We start from the raw sequence: 24,159 nt of genomic DNA, 5'->3' as shown, positions 1-24,159 counted from the left end.
GGAATCATTATGAATCAAGCAGTAAATAATAACGCGCGCCTGGCGGCAGAACTTGAAGATTTAGGTGTGAAGGAATACCTGTCATTACAACAGCATAAAGGGCTCTTACGCTTCTTAACCTGCGGTAGTGTTGACGACGGCAAGAGTACCTTGATTGGTCGCTTGCTGCATGACAGCGCACAAATTTATGAAGATCAGCTTGCGAGCTTAAAGAGTGATAGCGCAAGGCTTGGCACCACGGGTGAAGAAGTGGATTTAGCCCTGTTGGTCGATGGCTTACAAGCAGAACGTGAGCAGGGCATTACTATCGATGTGGCTTATCGTTACTTTTCCAGTGACAAGCGTAAGTTTATTATTGCCGACACGCCAGGCCATGAACAGTACACGCGTAACATGGCAACGGGAGCATCTACCTGTGATTTAGCCGTGCTTTTGGTCGATGCGCGTTATGGCGTACAAACCCAAACCCGCCGTCATGCATTTATTGCATCGCAACTGGGTATTCGTCACTTTGTTGTTGCTATCAACAAAATGGATCTATTGGGCTTTGATGAACAAGTCTTTAATAACATTCGCGCCGAGTTTGCCGCGTTTGCCGAGCAGTTAGGTGATATTGATATTGATATTCGCTATGTGCCGTTGTCAGCCCTTAAAGGTGATAACGTGGTTGATGCCAGTAGTCAAACGCCTTGGTATAGCGGTGGCACGCTGTTAGAGCTATTAGAAACTATCGATACTCGCCGTGAGCTTAACAGCCTGCCGGTACGCTTTCCTGTGCAATATGTGCAGCGCCCCGATCTCGATTTTCGTGGTTTTTCCGGCACGCTGGCATCGGGTGTGATTAATGTCGGTGACGAGCTGGTGGCACTGCCATCGGGTAAGTGCAGTAAGGTTGCCCGTATCGTAACGTTTGATGGCGATCTTGAGCAGGCCGTTGCCGGCCAGGCGGTGACCTTAACCCTTGAAGATGAAATTGATATCTCAAGGGGCGATCTATTATCCCAAGTCGACAACGCGCCAGCACTGGCTAACCATGTCAGCGCCGATATCGCTTGGATGGATGAAAAGCCACTGCAATTAAACCAGCTATATGATCTGAAAGTTGCAGGTAAAAAGTTGCAAGCCAGCGTGGTAAAAATTGAATATGTGGTTGATGTTAATACCTTAGACCGTAATGACAGCAACAGTATTGGCCTTAATGATATGGCGCGAGTCACACTTGAGCTCAATGAGTCGATTGCTATCGACCCATACACGTTAATTCGTGATACCGGTGGCATGATCTTAATCGATCGTTTGTCTAACGCGACCGTTGCAGCCGTCATGGCGGTATCGAGCTCTAAAGAGCTTAAAACGGCTCAGCAATACAGTGATTTTGAACTTGAGCTCAATGCGTTAATTCGCAAGCAATATCCTCACTGGCAAGCGATTGATATCAGTAAGGTCGAGGGTTAGCCGTGGCTGATTTGTGGGTGTTATCGTGCATACTATTTGCCTTAGTCGCCGCCTTAATGGCGGGGCTATGGACACCTGCAGCGCTATTTTTTATTGCGTCGTTAACCACTTACTTACTTGGCATGGTGGAGCTGGAAACCACGTTAGCTAGCTTTACCAATGCTAGTTTAGTCACTCTAGTGCTGCTAATCATGTCGACTGCAGCATTAGAGAAAACCTCGCTATTAGGCAAGTTAAGCCAGGTGGTCGGCCAAGGATCTTTGGCATCGACCTTGGCTAAGCTTGGCTTGTCGACGGCACTATTATCGTCGTTTACGAACAATACCGCAGTGGTGGCATCACTCATTGGTGTGGTGCGCCGTAACCAGGCTCATGCACCGGCTAAGCTGTTGTTGCCGCTATCGTATGCGGCAATTTTAGGCGGAACGCTAACGCTTATTGGCACCTCGACTAACTTAATCGTCAACTCGTTTGTAGAAAATGCAGGCCTAGTACCTTTAGGTTTCTTTGAGTTTTCTATGATTGGCATCGTTATCGTTATTTCTGGCGTGGGGTTATTGGTGTTGTTAGCCAATTGGTTACCCGACAGGCGCGAAGAGTCTATCGATGAGGCTTTGCCTTACTTACTCGAAGCTCGGGTAGCAAAAGAGTCCTTATTGATAGGGCACAGCGTACAAGATAACCGCTTACGCGCGCTTAAAAAGCTGTATTTAGTTGAGCTTGAGCGCAGTGGTATTCGCATCTGCCCAGTGCCACCGCACTTAGTATTGCAAAGCGAAGATGTGCTGCGCTTTAGTGGCGCGGTGGAGTCGGTTGAGTTATTACATCAGTTTGATGGCCTTGAATGGTTTGGTAAGCAACAAGCCAAGGGACAAAATTTAATTGAAGCGGTATTGGCACCGAGTTCGACTCTCGTTGGTCGCTCACTGAAAGAGTCGACTTTTAGAGAGAAGTTTGATGGTGCGGTATTAGCTATTCGCCGTGGTCATCACCCGCTTATAGGCGGTTTAGGTGACATAGAGTTGCAAGCGGGCGATGTGTTGTTAATCACCCCTGGTGACAGTTTTAGCAGCAACACTAAATTGGCGTCTGAATTTGCTGCCGTGAGTGGTTTAGATTTAAGTGTCAGGCTAGATCCTCGCCGCAGCCAATGGGTGTTAGCGGGATTTTTACTGACCATCTTAGCGAGTTTGACCGGTATTTTGCCGTTAGTAAAAGGGTTGGTTTTACTCTTGATGAGCTATCTAGCCATCGGGGCGGTGAGTCTTTCAGAGCTAAAGCGTCGTTTTCCGTTTGAGCTGGTAGTCATTGTTGGTAGCGCCTTAAGTTTGGCGAACTTGATGCTATCAACCGGACTTGCCGATGATATCGCCTCATTTATTTTAGCGGCGATTAATGGTTATGGGGTATTTGCGGCGTTTGTGGCGGTGTACTTCATGACCTTGTTGCTGACAGAACTGATTACCAATAATGCCGCTGCAGCGCTGTCGTTTCCCGTAGCGTATGCTATTTCGTTAAGTTATGGCGTAGATACTCGGCCGTTTATTTTAGCCGTCGTATTTGGTGCTAGTGCCAGCTTTATTTCGCCTTATGGATATCAAACTAACTTAATGGTTTATAACGCAGGTAATTATCGTTTTAGTGATTTTGTTCGACTGGGCTTACCTTTGTCACTGCTTTATTCGGCAATCGTATTGGTGTTGGTTCCGTTGTTGTTTCCCTTTTAAGCCTCTTGAATCGGTCTTGCTTGAATAGACTGATACTTGATTAGCGCTAGTGTTTGAATGAGCAAGTGCTTGTGTGAAGCAGGTATTTGAGAGAATTAAGTGTGCAGTTTACGCTTTTATAATGTTGAAGCACATTTGGCTATGTATTGTATAGATTAGATTTTTTGGAGTTTTTATGTCTGATATCGTTTGGCACCAGCACAGTATTGATAAGCAGTCTCGCGCGGATCAGAAAGGGCAGAATCCTATCTTATTGTGGTTCACAGGCCTGTCAGGTTCGGGTAAATCCACCTTAGCGGGCGCGCTTGAGCGGGCTTTATTTGATGCCGGATTTCACACTTACCTGCTTGATGGCGACAATGTGCGTCATGGTTTATGTAATGATCTTGGCTTTAGCGCAGATGATCGTGATGAGAACCTTCGCCGAGTAGGAGAGGTGGCAAAGCTCATGGTTGATGCCGGCCTTGTAGTGCTTTCAGCCTTTATCTCGCCAACGCGAGAAGAGCGCGAGCGTGTGCGTGCATTATTCGATAATGGTCAGTTTATTGAAGTGCATGTGTCGACGCCAATAGAAGTGTGTGAAGCGCGCGACCCTAAAGGCTTGTACAGCAAGGCGCGTGCAGGAGAGATTAAAAACTTTACTGGGATCTCAGCGCCTTATGAAGTGCCAACCGCAGCCGAGCTCACCATAGATACCAGCAAAGGTGACTTGGCGACACAGGTGAGTGCGTTACTGGATTACTTAGCGGCGATTCAGGTGATTGACTCAAAGAAGCTGAAAAAAGCGGTGTAAAGGCCCATGTGAAGCCCTTCGCTAACAGTGAGGTGCGTTGTTAGTCCCTACACTAAAAGGGATGATACCGATAGTGTGTTTATGCGAGACGAATAACTAGCCCCAAGGAACGTGATGAATATAAAAAGGATTTCGATTAAAGAACTCGATGATTTGGTCATGCTATTTGATCAATATATGGTTTTTTATAAGCAAGCATCGGCACCCGCTACCTATCGAAAATACTTAAATGAGCGTTTACAAAACGCTGATGCAACGGTGTTTATTGCCTATAGCTCAGAAGATAAGCCTATTGGATTTGTATTAAATTATCATACCTTTTCGTCGGTATCGCTGGGTAAAATCATCGTCTTAAACGACTTGTTTGTGGCAGCATCACATCGAAAGCAAGGCGTCGCCAATAGCTTAATTGATTGCGCTATCGATTTAGCCAAACAAACTGGCGCCGTTCGAGTGGACTTAGGTACAGCTAAAGATAATCTATCGGCTCAGGCGCTCTATGAAAAAATAGGCTTTGTGAAAGACACAGAGTATTTTGCCTATAGCTACTCTCTTTAAGGCTGATAACGGGCAAAGCTAGCAGCTAGCCTTACTTTGAATGATGAATGAGTAATGATAACAAGCAATGCGATGCCCTTATGAACCCCATATGCATCGCATTTTTGTTTGTGCTTTTTCTAAGTCGCTAAGGTGACATTAGCTAATCTGTTGCTCGGTAAATAAGTCCTGGCTATTCAATCTTAAAATCTTGGGCAAACAGTACTCTCATCGCCTTGATATAGCTTTTATCGGTACTGAAAGGAATGAGTTGTGCTAGCTCATCGCCTATTGAAGTAAAGCGATAATAGCTGAAAAATAGTTGGCCGCTCTTAGGGGTGAGTTTGAGCTTTTGCTCGCTAAGAGAAAAGCTAATGGGCGTCTTACTGCTAAGCAATCCGGTCTCTAGTTCGCTGCGATGTAAAACTCCCGCCTCAACTAAGGTCAAAATATTAGAGTAGGGCAGGCCAAATTGAGACAGGCCGATATTGGTCGAGGTGGCTTTTTTAAAAAATTGCCCCAAGCCACTGGCATGTTTAAAACCGATAATAAGCTTGAGCCGAGTCTCATTGTTCACTAGGACCGACATACCGAGTGCCTTTTCTAAGATCTGCGCCTCTTTATGGGTTAACTGTTTCAGCGTGCTTAAGGTACGCAGGCTAAAATTGCCGGGAGAGGTGATCTCATTCGCTAAAATTCTGCCCCAAAGCTCCTGCATTTTACGGTTATGAATTTGCTCGGCCAATTGAAAAAACTGATGCGCCCAATCGGGGTCTAAATCCACGCCAGTCACATCGGATGGTGTGTGGCTGATGGCGATTTTGTAAATGGTTTCAAGGTTCTCTTGATACTGACACGCTTGCTTCTGCGCCCTAAAAGCAGCACGTTCGCTAATCGAGGCAGTGCTAGCACGGTAGTCTTCCTCGCTGGCTAAACCAAGCATACGTCCCAGCAGAAGCGCTTTTTTACGGGCTGAAACATCAGCGGCTTTGCTGCTGTCTTTCGTTCTAGTTTTCACGGTATTGTTAGCCGTGCTTGTTACCGTTTCAACCATGGTTGTTTGTTCACCGTTTACAGGGTTCATAAGTATTAATAGGCTAGCGGTTTGTATCCCAGCTCAGTTAGCTGCGTAGGATCTTATATCGAGCTGAACTATCGAGCTTCAGTATTGAACTTGAGTACGAGCTTGCCGAAAAAAACAGATACTCAACACACGTTTATGCCAAGTATCTGATTGATTGTCTATTAGTTTGTTACAGCTGTATTTGCTTTTTTAATGACTTTCGTCACTTTGCCAAAATGAGCAACCTCTTCACCTTGCTCTGGGTGACGAGGCACATTTATGGCCAAAATGAGTGAGCACACGGCAAAGCCCGCCCCAATATAAAATACCATGTCAGGTGAGCTTAACCACAAGAAGCCTAACAGGGCCGGAATGATGACCGCCGCAATATGGTTAATAGTGAAACTGACCGACATTGTTGCGGCAATATCTTTAGGGTCAGCAATTTTTTGAAAATACGTTTTCACTGCAATTGCCATGGCAAATAATAAGTGATCGATAACGTAGAGCGCTGCTGCAAATTCAGCGTGTTCAACCAGCGCATAACTCACAAACACTGCGATTAAACCAATATACTCAATGGTCAATGCATTGCGCTCGCCGATGCGGCCAATAAAGCGGCCTATGGCTGGTGCAAATAACAGGTTAACCACATAGTTAATTAAAAATAGCGAGGTGATTTGAGTGATGCTGTAGCCAAATTTTTCAACCATCATAAATCCAGCAAAAACCATGAAAATTTGCCGTCTAGCACCAGAGAAAAAGGTCAGCATATAGTAAAGCCAGTACCGCTTTCTTAGCAGTAGCTTTTTATGTTGGACTTCACCTTGAGGAAACGTGGGGAAATAAAGGCTAATGGTGATCACCATGATAAGGCCTAAGGCACCAATAATGGCGTACATCCATTGGTAATCGAGTTTTAACCAGCTCATGACAAGCCAGATACTGGCATAGCCCCCAAGGGCAGCAGCGCTTCGCCATGCAAGGGCTTTACCCATAAAAGCAGCAGCCTTTTCTTTTTCTACCCATTGCAGTGTTAGTGATTGATTAATGGTTTCAAAATAATGAAACCCAACTGACATTAATACCGTGGTGATGTACAGCCCCAGTACTTGTGGAAAGAATCCAGTAATCGCCACACCAATACAAAGCACGGCAAGAGACACCAGAGCAAACGCCTGTTCGCGGATCAGTAATAATACGAAGATGGCTGTAAAAGCGAGAAAGCCAGGGACTTCTCGTAAGCTTTGTAATATGCCAATTTCAGCTCCGGTAAATTGTGCTCGCTCGATAACAAAATTGTTTAATAGTGCCTGCCAAACCGCAAACACTAACGACATAATAAAAGTCATCCAGAGCAGGAGTTTCTGTGGGTCGTTTCTCATCTTACTTTCCCTGTATCAACCGCTGCCTCAGTACCCTAAATAGCGATTTTAAAAATGGTCATTTTAATGTTCACGAGTATACAAGGTTCAGTTTTGATAATGATATAAGGCGCACAAGATTTGCAGCGCAATAATGCATTTCACTCACTAGCCACCATTTTTGACATGTAAGAGGCCTTAATATTGTTAATAAAGGCACTTAAGTCGTTAATCTTTATACCATTACTGTTGTAACGCTCTCACGCTAATGTGAGCGGCTACTTCTGCTTTAGATATTGTTTTCATTGGTTTTATTCTTGCTTTAGCATCTGCATTGCTTGTTGCTCAATAGCTTTTAATGTAAGTCGTTTGTAAAGATGATTGTAAATATTAATGTAAATCATTCTCATTTGGGTTAATTTGTCCGCGAATTAGGGGAGCTGGTTAATACCGATAGGTATACAGCGTAGGATCAAAATGAGAGCCGTTTATGAAATCTATTTCGAAGCATACCAAGTTGAATATGTTAGCGATTGCTATCGCTAGTGTGTTCAGTACGAATGCTATGTCAGCAACCGAGCCAGAAGCATTAGCTGCTGCAATAGCCAAGCAAGAAGCTGAACTTGCCGGGCTTAAGACTCAGTTGCTGCAATTAGCTGAGCTGCAAAAAGTGAGCACAGAGCAAGCTGCAGCTACTCAGCAACAAGTTTTGCAGACTGCTAAAGCGACAGACACAGTGAGTAACTGGGACAAGTTTTCGTTTAAGTCATATGGCAGCGTGATTTACACCAGCGACGAGTACTACGACAACGTACAGGATACATCTCCTGAGCGCCGCAGCCGTTTTGATCTAGAGCGGATCGTGACTGAGTTTGGCTACCAGTTCAATGACGAATGGGACATGGAAGTTGAAATCGAATATGAGCATGGCGGCACCGGCACCGCGCTAGAATATGACGGTTTCGATGAGTTTGGCGAGTTCGAAGCTGAAGTGGAAGCCGGTGGCGAGGTGATGATTGAAAAAGCCGAGATCCGTTATCGCCCAAGTGATGCCTTTGGCGTTAAATTCGGTAATATCCATCTACCTGTAGGTGTCGGTAGTATGCTGCATAAGCCTAGTCAGTACTTGACCGTGCAACGCCATAAGAGTGAAGCGGCGATGTTACCTACAGTCTGGAATGAAAACGGCATCGGTATCTTTGGTGAAATGGCTAACTTTCGCTATCAAGCCCAAGTGGTTAGTGGTTTGAACTCAGAATATTTCCGTACCTATGACTGGGTGGCTTCAGGGCATCAAAAGCGTTTTGAGCATGTGAATGGCGATGATCTCGCTTATGTGGTTCGCCTCGATTATGGCAATTTTAAAACAGGCTCAGCCATTGGCGCCTCTTATTATTATGGCAACACCAGTGGTAATCGACATAAAACCAATAAACTAAGTGCTGACGGTACGGTTGAAATTCTATCAATTGCGGGTGCATTTGTTGAAGGCCCATGGATCTTACGCGGTCAATACCTTTATGGCACGTTAAGTGATAGTGACGCTATCACTCAAGCTAATAAAACTACCCCGGGCCTCAAGCCGGGTAACTTCGCTCAATTAGGCTCAAAGTCTGAAGCTTTCTTCGTTGAGGCGGGTGTTGACCTTGGTGAATTTACCTCTGTACCAGTCACCATTTTTGCCAACATAGACTACTCAAACCCACTAAAAGAAGTTGAAACCGGCATTGCTACAAAACGCTATGAAAACACTTGGATTAGCGCTGGTATTAACTACTTCCCCATCCCTGAGATAGTGATCAAAGCTGAAGCAGGCGTACAGCAGGTGGCTGTGTCGTCTATTCCAGATACCCACTTTTTTGCTTTAGGCGTTGGTTACCAGTTCTCACTTTAACTAACAAAATACATGGAGTTTTTATGAAACACTTTACTCACTCAGCGCTAGCCATTGCGCTTATTTCAACGCTTAGCGCATGTGGCGGCTCTGGTTCTGACGATACCGCTGTTGTTGTACCAGAAACGGGTTTTAGCTTTGCCGCGACAGAGATGGTCACTAACCTCACTGATGATGTGATTGTTGCGGGGTACTCAAACCTTGCCCAGCACGGTGAGGCAATGCTGCAAGCGACGCAAACATTGGTTGCCACACCGACACAAGCCAACTTGCTTGCCGCTCAAGAAGCGTGGAAAGCTGCTCGTCAGCCGTGGGAGCAAGGTGAATCACATATCTTTGGCCCAGTAGACTCACTGGGTATCGATCCACATCTTGATAGCTGGCCGCTAAACACCACTGATTTAACGACTGTGCTGGCCAATAGCACGGGCTTTGACGCTGACACCATTAAAGGTTGGAATGATGACGTGCAGGGCTTTCACACCATGGAATACCTATTATTTGGTGACGGTGTTGCAGATAACACCAAAACCATTAGCGAACTGACACCAAACGAGCGTGATTATTTAATGGGACTTGCAGAAGTGTTTCGTGATTACACCAAGACACTCGATGACGCATGGCTTATCAGCCACGACGGTCAAAGCGGTAAGGCTTATGGTGAGTTACTGAAAAATTCTGGTATCGATGGCAATACTTTCTATAGCTCAGAAGTGGGCGTGGTAGAAGAGCTCGTTAACGGCATGATTGCGATTGTTGACGAGGTGGGTAACGGTAAAATTGCCGACCCATTTGGTGAGTCAATCGATAAAGCTGACACCTCAAAAGTTGAGTCTCAATACTCTTGGAACTCGCTTACCGACTTTAGCGACAACATTATTGGCGTACGCAATGTTTACCTTGGTGAGCTAGCGGGCAATGCCGATAAGCAAGGTATTATCGATTTCGTCAATGCCGCTAATCCTGAACTAGCAACGCGAGTTAAGACTGAGATTGATGATGCAATCACTAAAATCAACGCTATAGCCGGTACTCACAATATGCCATTTCGTCAGGCTATTTCTGATAGCGACGCACGTGTGCGTATTCAAACTGCCGTCGATGCACTGACTAAGCTACAAGCGAGTTTAGAGTCTGATGTGTTGCCACTACTTAAAGAGTGGAACATCTAGAAGGTGAATATTTGAGGAGGCCGTAAGGCCTCCTTTTTAATAGGATAATTCCCTTGTTTTTTAAATGGTTAAAAAACGATAAAAGATAATGGGGAATAATTTTTGGCATGCAGTGTGTGGAACAGCAGATGACAGATAAACACTCTCAAAAAAACAGATCGCAGCAAAACGAAATACCGCAAAAAAGAGCGCAATTAAATAGCGGCATTAGTTGTCGAAAAAGCCTTATTAGCAGCCTAGTCTTGTTAGGGACCGCAAGCTTAAGTGCATGTGGCGGCTCTGGCGATGATGCAGCGCCCACACCTGAAGGAAAAATCTATCCAGCTTATACCGATATCAAAGCCCTTGGTGGTGATACCACTACCTTTGATGCCTCTGAGTCGGGCCATGGTTTTTCAACTCCTGCGCCAAACCTGACGGCTAATGAGCTGGAGTTGCACCTTGAGGGAGATGTAGGCTTTGAAACTACTTTTACTACCGCGCCCAATAGTGCCCATCCTGAGCTAGATGGCTTGGGGCCAGTATTTAATAACGCAGATTGTAACTCTTGCCATCAGCGTGATGGCCGTAACTCAAGCCCTATCGTTCCTGCAGGCAAATCTCGGGTTAAACTCGGCTCACAAGCGGGAATATTCTTAAGGATCAGTAAGGTGCCCAGCGAGCCTTGCACCTTAGGTACGGCGGCAAATAATTACTGCGCGCCAATACCTGTGCCCGACTTTGGTGGGCAACTATTTCATCGCGGCGTACTGCAAGCTCGAGATGACTGGCAGCAAAATCAATTTATTGGTCAGGCTGATGTTTACCTCTCCTATGAAACTAAGCGGGTTACTTACAGTGATGGCACGAGTGTCACGCTGAAAAAACCACGGTTCGATGTGGAAAACCCCTATGATGCGCCGGGGGAAACTAGGGCTAGTAGTAACGTCACCTCTAACTTGCTGCAAGATGATGTACTGATGGGCTGGCGAAATGGTATGCCGGTATTTGGTTTAGGTTTGTTAGAGGCCATTGCTGAGGCTGATATTATCGCCAACGTTGATGCTGCTGATAGCAATAATGATGGCATTTCTGGTCGTGCTAACTATGTTTTTGATGCGGTTAAAGCACAAGCGGGAGACAGTAACCCAGTGTCGCTTGGGCGTTTTGGCTGGAAGGCTAATACGCCCAGCGTTAGGGTGCAGTCATTAGGTGCGCTGCGCGGTGATATTGGCATTACTAATCCGCTGTTCCCAGATGAAAGTATTGCTGGCACTGCGCTGCATGATGCTTATTTAACTCGTACTGGCTTTGTCGATACCGGAGTTGGTGTCGATGGAGAGCCTGAAGCGAGCGCTGAGTTCAGTGATGCCGTGGTGTTTTATGCTGAAACGCTAGCGGTACCGGCAAGGCGTAATGTGGATAATGTTGATGTTCGTGAAGGAGCAAGATTGTTTGAGCAGTTAAACTGCAGTGGTTGTCATACCCCACGCTTTGTGACTCAAGCTTCAGGTGACATTGGTGGCTCAGAGATGATTGCTGGCCATAAGAGTCAAACTATCTATCCATTTAGCGACATGTTACTGCACGATATGGGTGATGAACTTGCTGATGGTCGTCCCGATTTCTTAGCCGATGGCAATGAGTGGCGTACGCGTCCGTTATGGGGAATAGGCCTAACGCAAACCGTTAATCCGCAAGCAGGATTTTTACATGATGGCCGCGCAGCCACATTAGAGGAAGCGATTTTGTGGCATGGCGGTGAAGCAGAGCAAAGTCAGCAAGGTTTTATGACATTAAGCCGCGAAGAACGCTCGCAAGTTATTGATTTCTTAATGTCACTATAAGCAAAGTCTGCATAACTGAAATTCACTCAGTCAACGTAAAAACAGCGGGGCTACCTCTTTAGGGGAGGCCCGCTGTTAATTTTGTGAACTAGGTAAAGCTAATTCGATTTATTGCACTACGCCTCGTGATCTGTTTCATGTAATCTTTTAGTCAAATCACCTATGATTTATTTATTAAATTCATTCACTTTAAAATTAACACTTCAGGGGTGCTTAGTGAGCAAAATTCTTATCGTTTACTCTAGTGTGCATGGCCAGACTCGTAAAATTTGTGCCTATTTAGAAGATAAGCTCAAGGCAGTCGGCAATTGTGTCACCGCTGTTAGCATTGCCGATAAAGTGGATTTAGGTGAATTTGATAAGATTATTATCGGTGCCAGTATTCGTCATGGTAAGCACAATGCGGCAGTTTATGATTTTATTGAAGCCCACCAAGCAGCATTAGAGCAAAAGCCGAGTAGCTTCTTTTCGGTTAACTTAGTGGCGCGTAAACCTCTAAAGAATACCGCTGAGACTAACCCATATATGCAAGCATTCTTTGAAAAGTCACCTTGGATGCCTGATGTGGCGCAAGTGTTTGCTGGCAACCTTAACTACCCAAGTTACGGCGTAATGGATAGGAACATTATTCGCTTTATTATGTGGATGACTAAAGGCCCTACTGCAGCTGATACTAATATTGAATATACTGATTGGAATAAGGTTGATACCTATGCCGACAGTATTAATAATTTGGCGGTTACGGTTTAGCAAGCACAGGATGAGATATGGCGCAATCAACGTTTAAACGCTTAGCGAGAAAGTATATTGATTTGCAGCATGTGCTCATCATTATCACCAGTGCATATCTAATTTTTACAAGCGGCTCTATTGTGATGGGCCGCAGATTACGCCCCAATGCATCGTTTTGGGATCAAAGCCATGTGTATCTTGGGCTTATCGCCGCCTTCTTGTCGATTACCTTTTTGATTACTACCTGTCTTAAAGGAAAGTGGCGCCAGTATTTCCCCTGGTTGCTCGGTGATTTTTCGCAGCTTAAGTCTGATATTCTAGGCTTGTTTAAAGGCAAGATCCCGATTGCCGGCGGGCGTGGATTATTCAGTGTTACTGAAGGCATAGGCATGCTGCTGTTTTTAGCGGTTGGGGTCACGGGTCTACTGTGGTTTGCCACTCAAGGCAGCAGTGATGCGCTGTTCTGGCGTGGTTATCATATTCATTTTGCACAAGGTTTTATCGGTTTTATCGTATTACATGCCGTATTTGCTTGTTTGCACCTGCTAGATTTTTTCAGAAGCTAATAAAACTTGCACAAATGCGATAAAATTTGCTCTCTTGAGTAAGATTATTGCTTTTTTCGTGTCCTCAATGTCCTCCGTTTCCATAAGTGTCTTCCGTGGTGAATTGCTTTTGCCTTAAAGTGGTTTAGTTAACGTATACAATATTGCGTCGGCATAACTCTATTTCAAAGCGGAAATTTAACCACGAAGCGCTTCGCTTTCACGGAGGTCACGGAGAAGATCGTAGAGCAAAAGATTAAAATGTTTGATGACGAGCCTTTTACTGTTGCTTTTGTTCTAGCTGTTGCTTTTCTTCGTGTAGCGTAGCGCTCCGTGTCCCAATAACATCCGTGTTTAACGGCCAGTTCGCTATCCCTAGCTCTCGCTTATTAGCACATGGCTTCGCCATATTCGCCGTGGTGAATAGCTTATGTCCCAAAATGAGTTAGAAGCTTCTTTAATCTTGTGTGACCACCAAGCGATTATGTCATATCTTAACTACCAACCGATTATGTTGACTTGCCAAATCAGCTTGAGTGGGCTGAGCAAAACAATGCTTTCAAATTAGTTGGTTTTTCTTTAACTTAACGAGTATGAAGTAAAAGGAACTTATCCAGCATTCTATAAGGACTCGCTTTGCGGCCAACCGTAATCCATCTCGTCGATGATATTAAGCTTGGTGGCGTGAACCTCGCGCTAACGAGTCTTGCCGCCTCAAGGTTACAGCAGTCTTTTTCTTTTCAACGCGTGGTTAGTCAATTCAATAAGCCGCAATTTAAACGTTATCAAGCCGATGTTATCGTCGTTCATGGCGCCGTTAATTGGCGCAAACTCCCTGCATTTTTAGCACTTAAACTTGCCAATATTGGCACGCCAATCCTTTATCAAGAGCACCATTATAGTCGAGAGTTTGCCCGTCACTGTGTTAAATCCCCATGGCGATTTCGACTTATGCTTAGGCTGGGTTATGGGCTTATGGATAAAGTGTTATCTGTGTCTAACGCCCAGGCTGACTGGTTACAAGCGCTAGGCGTATTACCTACCGATAAGCTGGTGCGAGTCGGGCAGGGGAAAGAGCTGAGCTCGTTTATTGCATTGCCAGAAAAGAGCGCTAGTGCGCCAATTAGGTTATTGGCCTACGGGCGTTTGAGTCAGCAAAAAGGCTTTGATTTGTTGATTAAAGCAATGGCGAAGCTGCCGCCTAACAGAGTCGAACTGATATTGGCCGGAGAGGGAGAGCAAGGGCCCGAACTTGCAGCACTAGCAGCGCCTTTAGAACATGTTCATTTGGTTGGTGAGGTGCATGATGTGCCTCAGTTTCTTAGCCGTGGCGATCTTGTCATTATCCCCTCACGTTGGGAGCCGTTTGGTCTAACGTGCTTGGAAGCCATTGCTGCGGGTAAAGGCGTTATCGCGGCCAATATTGATGGTTTAGGTGAGCAGTTAGCAGGTTTAGAGCGACAAGGGGGTTATCAGCTGATTAATGAGTTAACCGTCGAGGGCATTGAAAGCGCGATTAATCACGCAATAACAGAGCCGCTTAAGATCACGGTCTCTGCGCGGTTATCTAGCGTTCAAGCTTGGGAGTCGATGCTAGAGCGTTGGCAACAGGTGTTAGAAGATGTGCTTAACAACAAATGATATTTAAAAACAAAAAAGGCGCTAATTAGCGCCTTTTTCTATTTCTCAACACGAGTTTGAGATTACTTGTGCTCAAGTGCTAGGTAGTTCATTAGGTCGACTAGCTCGGCTAGTGTACGGATAGAGCCCATGTTAACTGCATATTTGTCGTTGACGATGAACGCAGGTACGCTTTGTACTTTAAATTCACGTTGCTGTGAACGCCATAGCGCCAACTTCTCGTTGGTTTCTTTGCTGTCTGCTGCTGCATCGTATTGCTCTGCAGTTACGCCAAATTTAGCAAATACGGCTTTGATGTCGTCACGGCTTTGTAGCGGTTCGTCATGCTTGTGGCCTGGTGCGCTGTGATCATGCTTCTCACCATTATCGCCTTGGATAACTTTGAACATAGCATCAGTTAATGGCTTTTGGTTATCTAATGTTTGGATAACCGCAAGAGAGCGCATAACTTCAGTGTTAATTTCGGTGTTGGCAAAATCAACGTGCTTGCTGTCAAAGGTAACTTGCTTGTTCAAGTTGGCTTTGATATCAGCTAAGTACATCTTTTCCATGTTGAAACAGTTGCCGCAGTAGAACGAATAAAACTCAGTTAGTTTTGGTTCGCTGCTTGGTGCTTTATCTGAGATAACGCTGAAGTGCTTACCTTCAACAAATTGTGCGGCAAAGCTGCTCAGTGGAGCAACGGCAAGTGTTAACGCTAAAGCAATATGTTTAATCAAACTAGTGTCCTCTAGGTGACGTTTGTATAAGTAGTCAAGCGATAACGAATAATACAAATATTATTCATCCGTTACAGCAAATTACATTGTTGTTAAGAATAAAACCAGATGCTTAATTATGACTGAATTTGCATATTAATACATGCTCTAGAGTGTGACCCACGCAATGATTTTAAGCGTAAACGGGAGTTTTCATTTTAAATTTTGCTAAGCCTCACAATCTCAGTGAAATTTTATAAAAAGTTAACCTCCCAAGGGAACTTATTGCGCTTTTTAAGCCATGTATATCGAAATGCTGGGTTTAGACTGCAGCGAGAAGCCGATTTCTTTAACGGTAATTAATAAACTTTTAGATAATATCATGACTAATATTAAACAGATTATCTTATCTATTTATGTTAGTTTTTGACTAAGTTTAGAGCAGTGTTTTGTTAGTTAATGGAATTGATTAATCAATATCTTCCGATTAATCAATAGCTTCTACATAAAGTCTGAGTATGCCTTGGGGGAAAGGGATTTGAACAATCAACCGCACTTATTTATTGCAGCATTAGGTCTTGTGGCAGTCGGGCTAACAACCAATGCACAAGCGACAGACTGGCGCATTGCATTTGGTGGCCAAAATACCATTGTCGATCAGGCCGATTCTCATACACTCGGCGCACATGCAGGCTTTTATGTCGCGCATCAAACCGAATCAGAGCTGCTATGGCAAGGTGAGCTAGATATCTTTATTGATGATGATAAAGATAAGTTAGACCCTGATCATATTCCTATTTGGTTCCAAAGTGCCTTTTCCGTTGACGGTAATTTATACCGCTTTTCTGAGGTGATGAACTTACAGTGGCAAGTAACCTTAGATGGCAAACGTAATACGGTTAGCTCGGTAGAGAAGCAAGCTAAACTTTTTCCCGGTATCGTAGCAAGGTTTGATAATGGCCGTGTGTATGCGGGATTTGAAGTCGCTGCGGGTTATTACATGCTGGAAATTGACGATGATGTGCCAAGAGAGCGTGGCTATGATCGTGACGACTTTCAAAATAAAACCGGCGCCTATTCAATAGCCCTCGATACTCTACTGCCCCTTGGTGATTCGTTTGACATTTATGCTGCGGCACAAACCTGGAATGATGGCAGTGATTGGCTAGAAAATAAGTATACCGGTGTGCTGAGCTATCATTCTGATGGCTGGATTGAGAATAGCGAAATAAAGCTTAGCGTTGAGCATACAGAATATAATCTTGACCCATTTGATAATCGCGATAAAACCTCACCAGATTACCTGGCTATCTTGCCATGGGACAGAGACACGTTAGTACGAATTTATGTAGATATGCCTTGGGGTTAACGATTGCTCTCTGAGGTTAACTGACGTATTAGTAATAAAAGCGCCATGCATTGCATGGCGTTTTTGTTGGTTGTAAATACTGTAATTAATAGAGCACTATTTATCTGTATGAGATATCTGTATTCGATATCTGTAATGCGTTAGCCGTAACTATTTATTAGTGACGAAGTCATCTAGTAAAATGACACTAAATACACCACTGGTATCGGTATCGATTGCAGCAACACCATAAATACCACCATTTTCTAAGCTAATGGGTAATGGACCTATGGCCACGGTTTTAGTACCTGTAACTGTTACGCTAACCACATAGTCACCAGCAGGAACACTTAAGCTACCTGAAGAGGCTTCAAATGGCACATCTGTCAGTACTGGGGTCGCATTAGCAATATCATCGGTTGCAGTTAAATAAATATCAACATTAGGCGCAGAGTATGCGGCATGAGATACCGTTAACTTAGCCTCTGTTGCTACCACTCGGGTATTTTCCATGATGATCCAAGGGGCAATGTCGTTATCAGCTAAAGAGCCTACGGCAAAAATTGAGTAGCTGTCACCAAGGTCTAACTCAAATGGTGCGTTGTCGATGACAACAACATTGTTGTCGGCATTGGCTGCAACTGTAACGGTATGGTCACCTGCTGGGATGTTAACGTAACCGACAACGCCTTTAAACATCAGATCTGTGATTGCTGCAGTTGTGCTGCCATCTAAAAATACGTCAACCGCTGGCGCATCGGCTACGGCGTGTATGACGCGTATATCACTGCCACTGTTTATGTCATTGAGTAATACTTGCCCTTCAGGCAGCGCCACAAGCAGAGCTACAGGAGACATACCGGTCCAAGTATTAGGGATAGCCGAGATAAAGTAATCTTCTTCATCGGCTAATGTTACCGGCCCTGAATCATATACTGCATCTTTTGAACCCGCAGCCGTAATACGAATTTGATATTTAGCGGCAGGTACCTCAAGTTGTGGACTCGCATCCATATAGTTTGCTGATAGGGTTGGCTGCATTGTACTGATATCGGCATTCGGTTCGGTAACGTAGACATCTACCAGCCCAACGGCAGGCGCGGCATGCAACACCTGCACTCGTGCGTAGTTATCGGCGATATCTTGCTCTGGGTTGGCAATCAGTTTAAGCATGAGTGAGTTGTCAGCGACTTTGCCTAAGGCAACGGCGGTATATTCTGTATCAGCTTCAGTATCTAAATCCGCAGTTAATACTGTTGTTGTCGTACCGTCGGGTAAAAGTGCATCGACCGCTACGGCGTAGCTGCCACTTGGCACCGTTGTTAAACCGCTCGACATGGCATAGTCCACATCGTCAACAAAGTTAGCGCCGTTGGCGGTAACATTGACTAGCGGTGCATCACTACCTGCGTGTATGACACGAATTTCAGATTCATAGAGTACAAATGGAGGGGGGACTATATCATTATCATCATCGCTACATGCAGTTAGACCTAATACTGAAATGGTAATGACAGAGGCATAACGTGCGAATGGAGTTGAAAATTTCATTGCTATATTCCTTGATGTTTAGTTTCGACAACCATTACGCTGCTGAAACTTTGTTAGATCAAAAAATATACAAATAATTTACATTGAGTCTGTTTTATGGTTTTGGAAGAGTGTTTTTTGGCATTCTAACGCATGTGCTTAATTGACAAGTCGGCAGCCGCATACCGTATTGCTGGGTTGAAACAGCACCACTGCAAAGTCTTTATTTTCATCGCGCTCTAAGACTTGAACGCTTAGATTATGCATGCCCTTCTTATTCAGGTTTAGGCTGCTGACATAAGACAGGTATTTAAAATGCTCTGGAGCCTGTTCCTGGTTCGAGTGTGTAAACTCTTGTTTGGTTTTGACTGAAATATCATAAAACATGTTATCAATATCAACCTGATTGACGTGCCCTTGCATGGACACTGAGCCCGCTGAATTGCCGTCTAGGTCGAAATAGCGATAGTTGATTTGTGCTTGTCCGTCTTTAGAAAACAGGTCGACTAATAGGTAATGCTGGCTGTCTTGATTCATTTTCTGTCGATTGAATAGCTCTGAGCTACAGCTAAGCATAAAGCTAGGCTGCTTTGCTGTTAGTTGATAGATCACCGCGACGCAGCTCAGTAAAGCTAGCAAAATGATGATATTTATCGCCCAGCGCCATGTTCGCGTCATACTCAATTCCTCGTTCTTATTCTTGATATTATTGATTAAGCGGCTAGTCACAAATCTCAACGTCTTGCAGCCATTGCTGATTGATAAACTGCTGGGGTTGGCGCAGATCACTAATCTTTAAATTGCGAATGATGGATTGGCCAAATTGATCACCCCGTAAGGTGATATTAAGGACTTGCTTGTCGTGGGATAGCGACAAGTACACGTTCTTCCAACTTGTGAGCGGGCATTGGCGTAGACTGCTTTTCATGATTTGGCCCAACTCGAGCAATAAACCATTGTTGGTTTTTGAATGGGAATACAAAATGACGTAGACAGCTTGTCCTGCGATGGTACTGACTTTGCTGGCTTGCAGTGGTGTGGGTTTACTTTTAGATAAACCGGGCGCAGCGTAAAAAATCCAGCCACAACTTAAGGCGAGGACTAAACAAAAAGTCAATATTGCAGTGAGTTTAAAAGGGAGCCTTTTGCGCGGTGATCCAGGTTGAGTTGCCTTTCTGCTTCGATGGTGGCGTAACAGATACCCCTGGCCTTTGACCGTTTCTATGAGTGACTCATATTGCGGGCCCAAGAATGAGCGAAGTGTGAATACCGCTCGGGTCACCGAGGAGTCACTAAGAGGAGGCTGCTTGCCATCACCGGCTTTTAATAGTGGTTTAGCCACCACTTTGCCTTGATAGTCTATCAATAGGGTTAAAACTTGCAGTTCGGCTCTTGGTAGGTGCCAAGTATTGCCATTGTCTAAGTTCGTTAACTCTTCTTTTTCAATATCAAATCTGCAATGTCCCAATTGCATCTTCGCCGCCTCACTAGAACTATCAATGTATACAAGTCTATGAAGTAAAACTAATGAAGTCTGTGATCCTGGTACTTATGTTGTTTAAAGGTGGCAAAATTGAGTCCTGTGTATAGGTCAGTATGGCTAATTGGGAGCTTGGTCACATTGATTCATACAATTCATTAACCTAATCATGTGTATAAAATGCCGCAAATCACCACAAATTAAGTGATTGCCATCACAAATTCGCAGTATTTGAGATGTGCCGCGGTGCGTTGATTCGTTGATGCGGCGTCTAATTGTTGAGTTGTGTTGCTGCTAGCTTCATCAGTCATAAATCACATTTTTATTTTCCTCATTTCTTACAGTTACTCCATCGAGTCGTTATCCAAAATTTGAACTCGTTGACTAATCGACATAGGCCCAGAGGCTTATAGACAAAATAAAATAATGATGGATATAGGGTGATTATTATGAGTATTGATAGACGTCAGGCGTTAACCAAAATTATCGGATTAAGCACGGCCGCTGCTGGTGCAGCATTAGTGGGGACTTCAGCTTTTGCCGCCACAGATGCAGACGGTAACTATCGATTAGAGATCGGTGAGCAGCTTAAGTATGTGCCGCTGGATGCAATGGCGACGGCAAAGCTAGCCTATGAAACAGGTGGCGGCTGTATGCACCAAGTATTCCACTCGATTATTACCATGTTGGCGCAATCAACTAGTGTTGATGCTGATAAGTTTGCCTCGATCCCAACCGCGCTTGCGGGCTACGGCTGGGCAGGGATTGTGGGTCAAGGCACCATCTGCGGTAACTTAAACGCGGCGGGTATGTTAATCAATATTCTAGATGATATTAACGGTCAAAATAGCGCGATTATCGGCGCATCATTCCGCTATTACGAAACTGAAGATTTACCTCTTTCATCTGATGCATTTATTACTGGTATTGGCTCTACAGCAGAAAAGAGTCTAGAGGTGGGGAAAACATCTATTGCTAATAGCCCACTTTGCCACTCTTCAATCAGTAATTGGTCAGCGGCTTCAGGCAAGGTGTTTAAAGAGAAGGGAGAGCGTTGTAAGCGCCTTTCAGCCAGTATGGCTTATCACATTGTAGAGCTACTTAACCGTGCTCATGGTGGTGAAGATATCTCGTTGCTGCCTGAGGCGAAACCTTCAGCGGAGGCGCAAGCTTGTCAGTCATGCCATGGCGTAACAGAGACGATGGGCTCAGCTGCCAGCGTGAAGACAGATATGGAATGCACGACTTGTCATACGGGTCATTTTAATTAAGGAGTCAATTATGAAGGTCAAATTATTGAGCGCCTTATTGGCAAGCTCTGTGCTCCTTATGGGGTGTGGCAGCGATGATGACAATAATGATGTTACCGAGCCACCAGTGGTTGTGCCACCGCCTGTTGCAGATGTTATTGATATTAGTGAAGCCACGAGTATCGAGATGAGTCTTAAGAGCTTTGATGGGGCAACTGGCGCAATCACGTTTAGCTTGAATGATGGAGATAATAAAGCCATTACTCAGGCCACAAATTACGACATTTATTATTTTGGTTACCCAGATCCTGCGTCACCATCGACTAAGCCAAAGGCGTGGAAACGCTGGCATGTGACTCAAGGCTATAAGTGTGACACTAGCACCAATGACGAATGTGGCGGAGTTTTGACTGAAACGGCGACCAAGGGGCAATACACCTTTGATGCCACTGACTTAGATTTAGATTCTAAAGCTGCAGCTGGGGCGGTTGAACTTTATAAGGTCGCGATTCAGATCCATGGCGCACAGGCAAGCAATGAGATCGAGCTGATTGCTGCTGAAGAATAATAGAGTTCAGTAAAGCACTCTTTTAATTTCAGGTACTGACTTAGATTAGTACGAGCACCCTGCCTAATTTCAATCTATGCAGAGGGGGAGTCCTCCCCTAGATTGAGTTAAGCCTTCAAAGCCGCAATGATTATATTGCGGCTCTTTTTCTTTTTACTATTCGCTAATGCGTTCATTCTGGCTCATTGAGCGCGTGCTGTTTAAGCAGCTTGCGTTCGATAATGCTTGAGGCGATAAACATGGTTAAATAGCCACAACCTAGGGCTAAAATTACCGCGACAACGTTGTCGGTAAACAGCCTAAGTAGATAGAACATGATGAGTAGCGTTGCAACACCTAACAGACGGATCATTAAGCTCTGTAAAAACAAGCCATGTGCTTTGATATAGACGACCTGAAAAGCGTTGAGCATCATAAAACCAAAAAACAGCGCAAAATGCAGCAAGATAGGTGCGGCGTTAGCGTAAGTGTCGGGGAAGACAAAGCCGACGATTTCATCGCTAAACATCAATAATACAATTAATAAACCGACGCTAATTGTTAGGCTAAGTTTAAAGAACCAACGGCGTATTTGTTGGATCTGTTGATGCTGTCCACTGCGAAGACATTGGGCTAGTTCAGGCAAAATATAGCGATAAACAGGGAAAACAAACAGCATAGTTAAATAAGCAATCAGAGGGCGGACAACGACCTGGAAGTCACCGAGTTCGTCAATAGTAAAGTAGCCAATGGTTAGCAATACCGTGATGTACACCATCAAGATACTGGCGCCAACTTCAAGTGAAGACATCATGCTTTTTTTGACGAAATTACGCATCTCTGAATCGAGTTGCACAGGGGCTAGTGGCGTAGTGGCAATCTGCTTTCTACGCTGAATAAACATATAGGCCGCAACGGCTAAGTTAGATAGCATTAAGCTGAAAAATAGCGAGGACACAGGAGATAAGGCCAATAGATAATAGCAAACTAAAAACAGCAATATCTGCACCAGCGGCTCTATCCAGATAGTCTTATTAGCAATGTCATAGAGGCGGTACATGCCGATTTGATTGGTAAAATACACCTTAAACCCCATACCCAGAATAATCCCCACCAATTGGATGTATTCAACATCGATATTCAGTTGATGCTTGATGTAAGGCAGCACTAGCCCCCAGGTAAATAGCACCATAAAAATAAGTGAATAACGGAAAATATTAGTGATATCTCTATCGTTCTTGGTTTGAGAGAAACTGACTACCATAGAGGTACGAAAGCCACTCAATAAGATAAGTGACATAGAGATGATATCAACGACCGTGTGATACAGAGCCAAGTCATCCTTCTCGACCCATTGAGCTAACCAAATCTTAAATGCTAAGCCGAGCGACATACTGGCAAGTGTCGCCCAGATAGCGCTAATGAAGACTTGCTTAACTCGAACGAATGAAGACTCTGTCATGCTGTTGTGTTACTCAGTGGATGCTTGTTAACGGGTGTCAAATATTAACCATTAACACTTGATGTGCTAGGACTGTTGCTAAAAGCTGTGAAGTGGCGATTGTAAATGATGCTAGCCAACGGTAGTGCAAAAGAAAAGTGCGGACTCATCCGCACCAATACCAATCAATATTATATTATTGAGAACGGAACCAGCCCGTTATAGATAAGCGCTTCGATGGGCAAAAAGGAGCCAAATAGGTGACTGCATGGACATGTTTAACATCAAATAAAGTCATGGAGTTAAATTGTGGTGCCCAAGTATCTCTCGGGGTGCCATCGTCTTGATAAAATTGCAGTAAACCTCCCCAGTCAGGGTGCCACTCTGGACTAAAACTTAATACAAAGGCGAGTATTCGACCCTCATGTTCAACCACATCTCTATGGCGAGTTAAAAAGTTGCCCGGGGTATATTGTGTTCCTTGAGCACTTGCGAGCTTGATATCAGCTCTACCAGATATGAACCTGATCTTTTCAAGCAGCTCCTCGGAATTTAAATAGCGTTTAACGGCATTTAAAGTAGTCGGACTAGATGGGGATATCATATGGCGACCATACCAAAATCCCACACCTTGAGCGGCATCTTGGTATAGATTGTGGAAGAGTGTCTTTTGACTATTGCTAGGCATAGCTCTTAATGCACTATTGCTCGATTCTATTGCTTTGCCAGCTTGAGTATAAGCATGAGAAAACTCCGTGTCATTCGCTAAACATTGCCTAATATCTTGCGCATCTTCAGTAAGCCATATGTTGTTTATTTTTATTCGATTATCTTTGGAATATTCGTTTTTAATCAGATCCCAATTGAGATCTGGAGAGAATGATTTACTCAAAAAAAGCCTCCAACATATAACGCATTATCTACACGTTTTACTAGATTAAACATATCTGCAGATTCGAGCTACAGAAACAATTCTCAGAATATATCAGATGTTATGCTTTTGCTTCTATGTTGTTTTGGTATTGTTTCGTCATTGTTTAGCTGTTTTTGTTATGATTTTTATTTTGTGGACCTAGGCAAAGATATTGGTTTTCAGTGGCTTTATGACTCAGGGAC

General features: G+C 44.3%; 21 protein-coding genes. 13 read left to right on the top strand and 8 right to left on the bottom strand.

Annotated elements, in window-relative coordinates; translation table 11 throughout:
* Positions 1–9: 9 nt before the first annotated feature.
* The 4 genes from cysN (at position 10) to ACVBIO_RS11445 (ending at position 4,533) form a co-directional block, all read left to right on the top strand.
* Positions 10–1,455, top strand: a complete 1,446-nt coding sequence (gene cysN, locus ACVBIO_RS11460) for a sulfate adenylyltransferase subunit CysN (protein WP_447172652.1) — start codon at positions 10–12, stop codon at positions 1,453–1,455.
* Positions 1,456–1,457: 2 nt separating this feature from the next.
* Positions 1,458–3,182: an SLC13 family permease gene (locus ACVBIO_RS11455; protein ID WP_447172651.1), complete on the top strand. Its 1,725-nt coding sequence runs from the start codon at positions 1,458–1,460 to the stop codon at positions 3,180–3,182.
* A 175-nt stretch (positions 3,183–3,357) separates the two neighbouring features.
* Positions 3,358–3,975 carry an adenylyl-sulfate kinase gene (gene cysC / locus ACVBIO_RS11450; RefSeq protein ID WP_447172650.1) on the top strand — a complete coding sequence of 206 codons (618 nt, stop codon included), beginning with the start codon at positions 3,358–3,360 and terminating at the stop codon, positions 3,973–3,975.
* Positions 3,976–4,089: 114 nt separating this feature from the next.
* Positions 4,090–4,533 (top strand): GNAT family N-acetyltransferase, encoded by a 444-nt coding sequence (locus ACVBIO_RS11445; RefSeq protein WP_447159439.1) that lies wholly within the window; start codon positions 4,090–4,092, stop codon positions 4,531–4,533.
* Positions 4,534–4,705: 172 nt separating this feature from the next.
* Here the strand turns inward: ACVBIO_RS11445 and ACVBIO_RS11440 are convergent, their stop codons facing one another.
* On the bottom strand, positions 4,706–5,566 hold the full coding sequence (locus ACVBIO_RS11440) for a TIGR03899 family protein (protein ID WP_447159577.1): 861 nt from the start codon (positions 5,564–5,566) through the stop codon (positions 4,706–4,708).
* Positions 5,567–5,757: 191 nt separating this feature from the next.
* On the bottom strand, positions 5,758–6,960 hold the full coding sequence (locus ACVBIO_RS11435; RefSeq protein WP_447162988.1) for an MFS transporter: 1,203 nt from the start codon (positions 6,958–6,960) through the stop codon (positions 5,758–5,760).
* A 469-nt stretch (positions 6,961–7,429) separates the two neighbouring features.
* On the opposite strand from ACVBIO_RS11435, the gene ACVBIO_RS11430 reads away from it, so the two are divergent.
* From ACVBIO_RS11430 to ACVBIO_RS11405, 6 genes are all read left to right on the top strand, one after another.
* A complete protein-coding gene (locus tag ACVBIO_RS11430; protein WP_447172649.1) occupies positions 7,430–8,833 on the top strand; it encodes a hypothetical protein in 1,404 nt (467 codons plus the stop codon).
* 23 nt (positions 8,834–8,856) lie between these two features.
* Positions 8,857–10,005, top strand: coding sequence for an imelysin family protein (locus ACVBIO_RS11425; protein ID WP_447172648.1), 1,149 nt, complete (start codon positions 8,857–8,859; stop codon positions 10,003–10,005).
* A 128-nt stretch (positions 10,006–10,133) separates the two neighbouring features.
* Positions 10,134–11,831 carry a di-heme oxidoredictase family protein gene (locus ACVBIO_RS11420; RefSeq protein ID WP_447172647.1) on the top strand — a complete coding sequence of 566 codons (1,698 nt, stop codon included), beginning with the start codon at positions 10,134–10,136 and terminating at the stop codon, positions 11,829–11,831.
* Positions 11,832–12,047: 216 nt separating this feature from the next.
* Entirely contained in the window at positions 12,048–12,581 is a 534-nt protein-coding gene (gene hemG / locus ACVBIO_RS11415; protein ID WP_447162984.1) for a menaquinone-dependent protoporphyrinogen IX dehydrogenase, read from the top strand.
* Between the two features lie 17 nt (positions 12,582–12,598).
* Complete coding sequence (locus tag ACVBIO_RS11410; RefSeq protein ID WP_447159445.1) at positions 12,599–13,129, top strand: cytochrome b/b6 domain-containing protein; 531 nt, start codon at positions 12,599–12,601, stop codon at positions 13,127–13,129.
* A gap of 615 nt (positions 13,130–13,744) precedes the next feature.
* The gene (locus tag ACVBIO_RS11405; RefSeq protein ID WP_447172646.1) at positions 13,745–14,749 is read left to right on the top strand and encodes a glycosyltransferase; all 1,005 of its coding nucleotides are present in this window, start codon (positions 13,745–13,747) and stop codon (positions 14,747–14,749) included.
* A 62-nt stretch (positions 14,750–14,811) separates the two neighbouring features.
* Here the strand turns inward: ACVBIO_RS11405 and ACVBIO_RS11400 are convergent, their stop codons facing one another.
* Positions 14,812–15,468: a thiol:disulfide interchange protein DsbA/DsbL gene (locus ACVBIO_RS11400; protein ID WP_447172645.1), complete on the bottom strand. Its 657-nt coding sequence runs from the start codon at positions 15,466–15,468 to the stop codon at positions 14,812–14,814.
* Between the two features lie 517 nt (positions 15,469–15,985).
* On the opposite strand from ACVBIO_RS11400, the gene ACVBIO_RS11395 reads away from it, so the two are divergent.
* On the top strand, positions 15,986–16,816 hold the full coding sequence (locus tag ACVBIO_RS11395; RefSeq protein WP_447172644.1) for a hypothetical protein: 831 nt from the start codon (positions 15,986–15,988) through the stop codon (positions 16,814–16,816).
* A gap of 150 nt (positions 16,817–16,966) precedes the next feature.
* Here ACVBIO_RS11395 and ACVBIO_RS11390 read toward each other — a convergent pair whose 3' ends face one another.
* From ACVBIO_RS11390 to ACVBIO_RS11380, 3 genes are all read right to left on the bottom strand, one after another.
* Positions 16,967–18,346, bottom strand: coding sequence for a DUF4397 domain-containing protein (locus ACVBIO_RS11390; protein ID WP_447159449.1), 1,380 nt, complete (start codon positions 18,344–18,346; stop codon positions 16,967–16,969).
* Positions 18,347–18,484: 138 nt separating this feature from the next.
* Complete coding sequence (locus tag ACVBIO_RS11385) at positions 18,485–19,003, bottom strand: hypothetical protein (protein ID WP_447159450.1); 519 nt, start codon at positions 19,001–19,003, stop codon at positions 18,485–18,487.
* A 43-nt stretch (positions 19,004–19,046) separates the two neighbouring features.
* Complete coding sequence (locus ACVBIO_RS11380) at positions 19,047–19,799, bottom strand: winged helix-turn-helix domain-containing protein (protein WP_447159451.1); 753 nt, start codon at positions 19,797–19,799, stop codon at positions 19,047–19,049.
* 455 nt (positions 19,800–20,254) lie between these two features.
* On the opposite strand from ACVBIO_RS11380, the gene ACVBIO_RS11375 reads away from it, so the two are divergent.
* A complete protein-coding gene (locus ACVBIO_RS11375; protein WP_447159452.1) occupies positions 20,255–21,076 on the top strand; it encodes a cytochrome C in 822 nt (273 codons plus the stop codon).
* A 10-nt stretch (positions 21,077–21,086) separates the two neighbouring features.
* Positions 21,087–21,623 carry a hypothetical protein gene (locus ACVBIO_RS11370; protein ID WP_447159453.1) on the top strand — a complete coding sequence of 179 codons (537 nt, stop codon included), beginning with the start codon at positions 21,087–21,089 and terminating at the stop codon, positions 21,621–21,623.
* Between the two features lie 172 nt (positions 21,624–21,795).
* Here ACVBIO_RS11370 and ACVBIO_RS11365 read toward each other — a convergent pair whose 3' ends face one another.
* Together ACVBIO_RS11365 and ACVBIO_RS11360 are read right to left on the bottom strand one after the other, a co-directional pair.
* Positions 21,796–23,064 (bottom strand): lipopolysaccharide biosynthesis protein, encoded by a 1,269-nt coding sequence (locus ACVBIO_RS11365; RefSeq protein ID WP_447172643.1) that lies wholly within the window; start codon positions 23,062–23,064, stop codon positions 21,796–21,798.
* Between the two features lie 175 nt (positions 23,065–23,239).
* A complete protein-coding gene (locus ACVBIO_RS11360) occupies positions 23,240–23,935 on the bottom strand; it encodes a 2OG-Fe(II) oxygenase (RefSeq protein WP_447172642.1) in 696 nt (231 codons plus the stop codon).
* Positions 23,936–24,159 lie beyond the last annotated feature (224 nt).

It is taken from the genome of Shewanella sp. 0m-8 (assembly GCF_052977265.1).
This window is presented reverse-complemented; position numbering and strand designations above follow the sequence as displayed.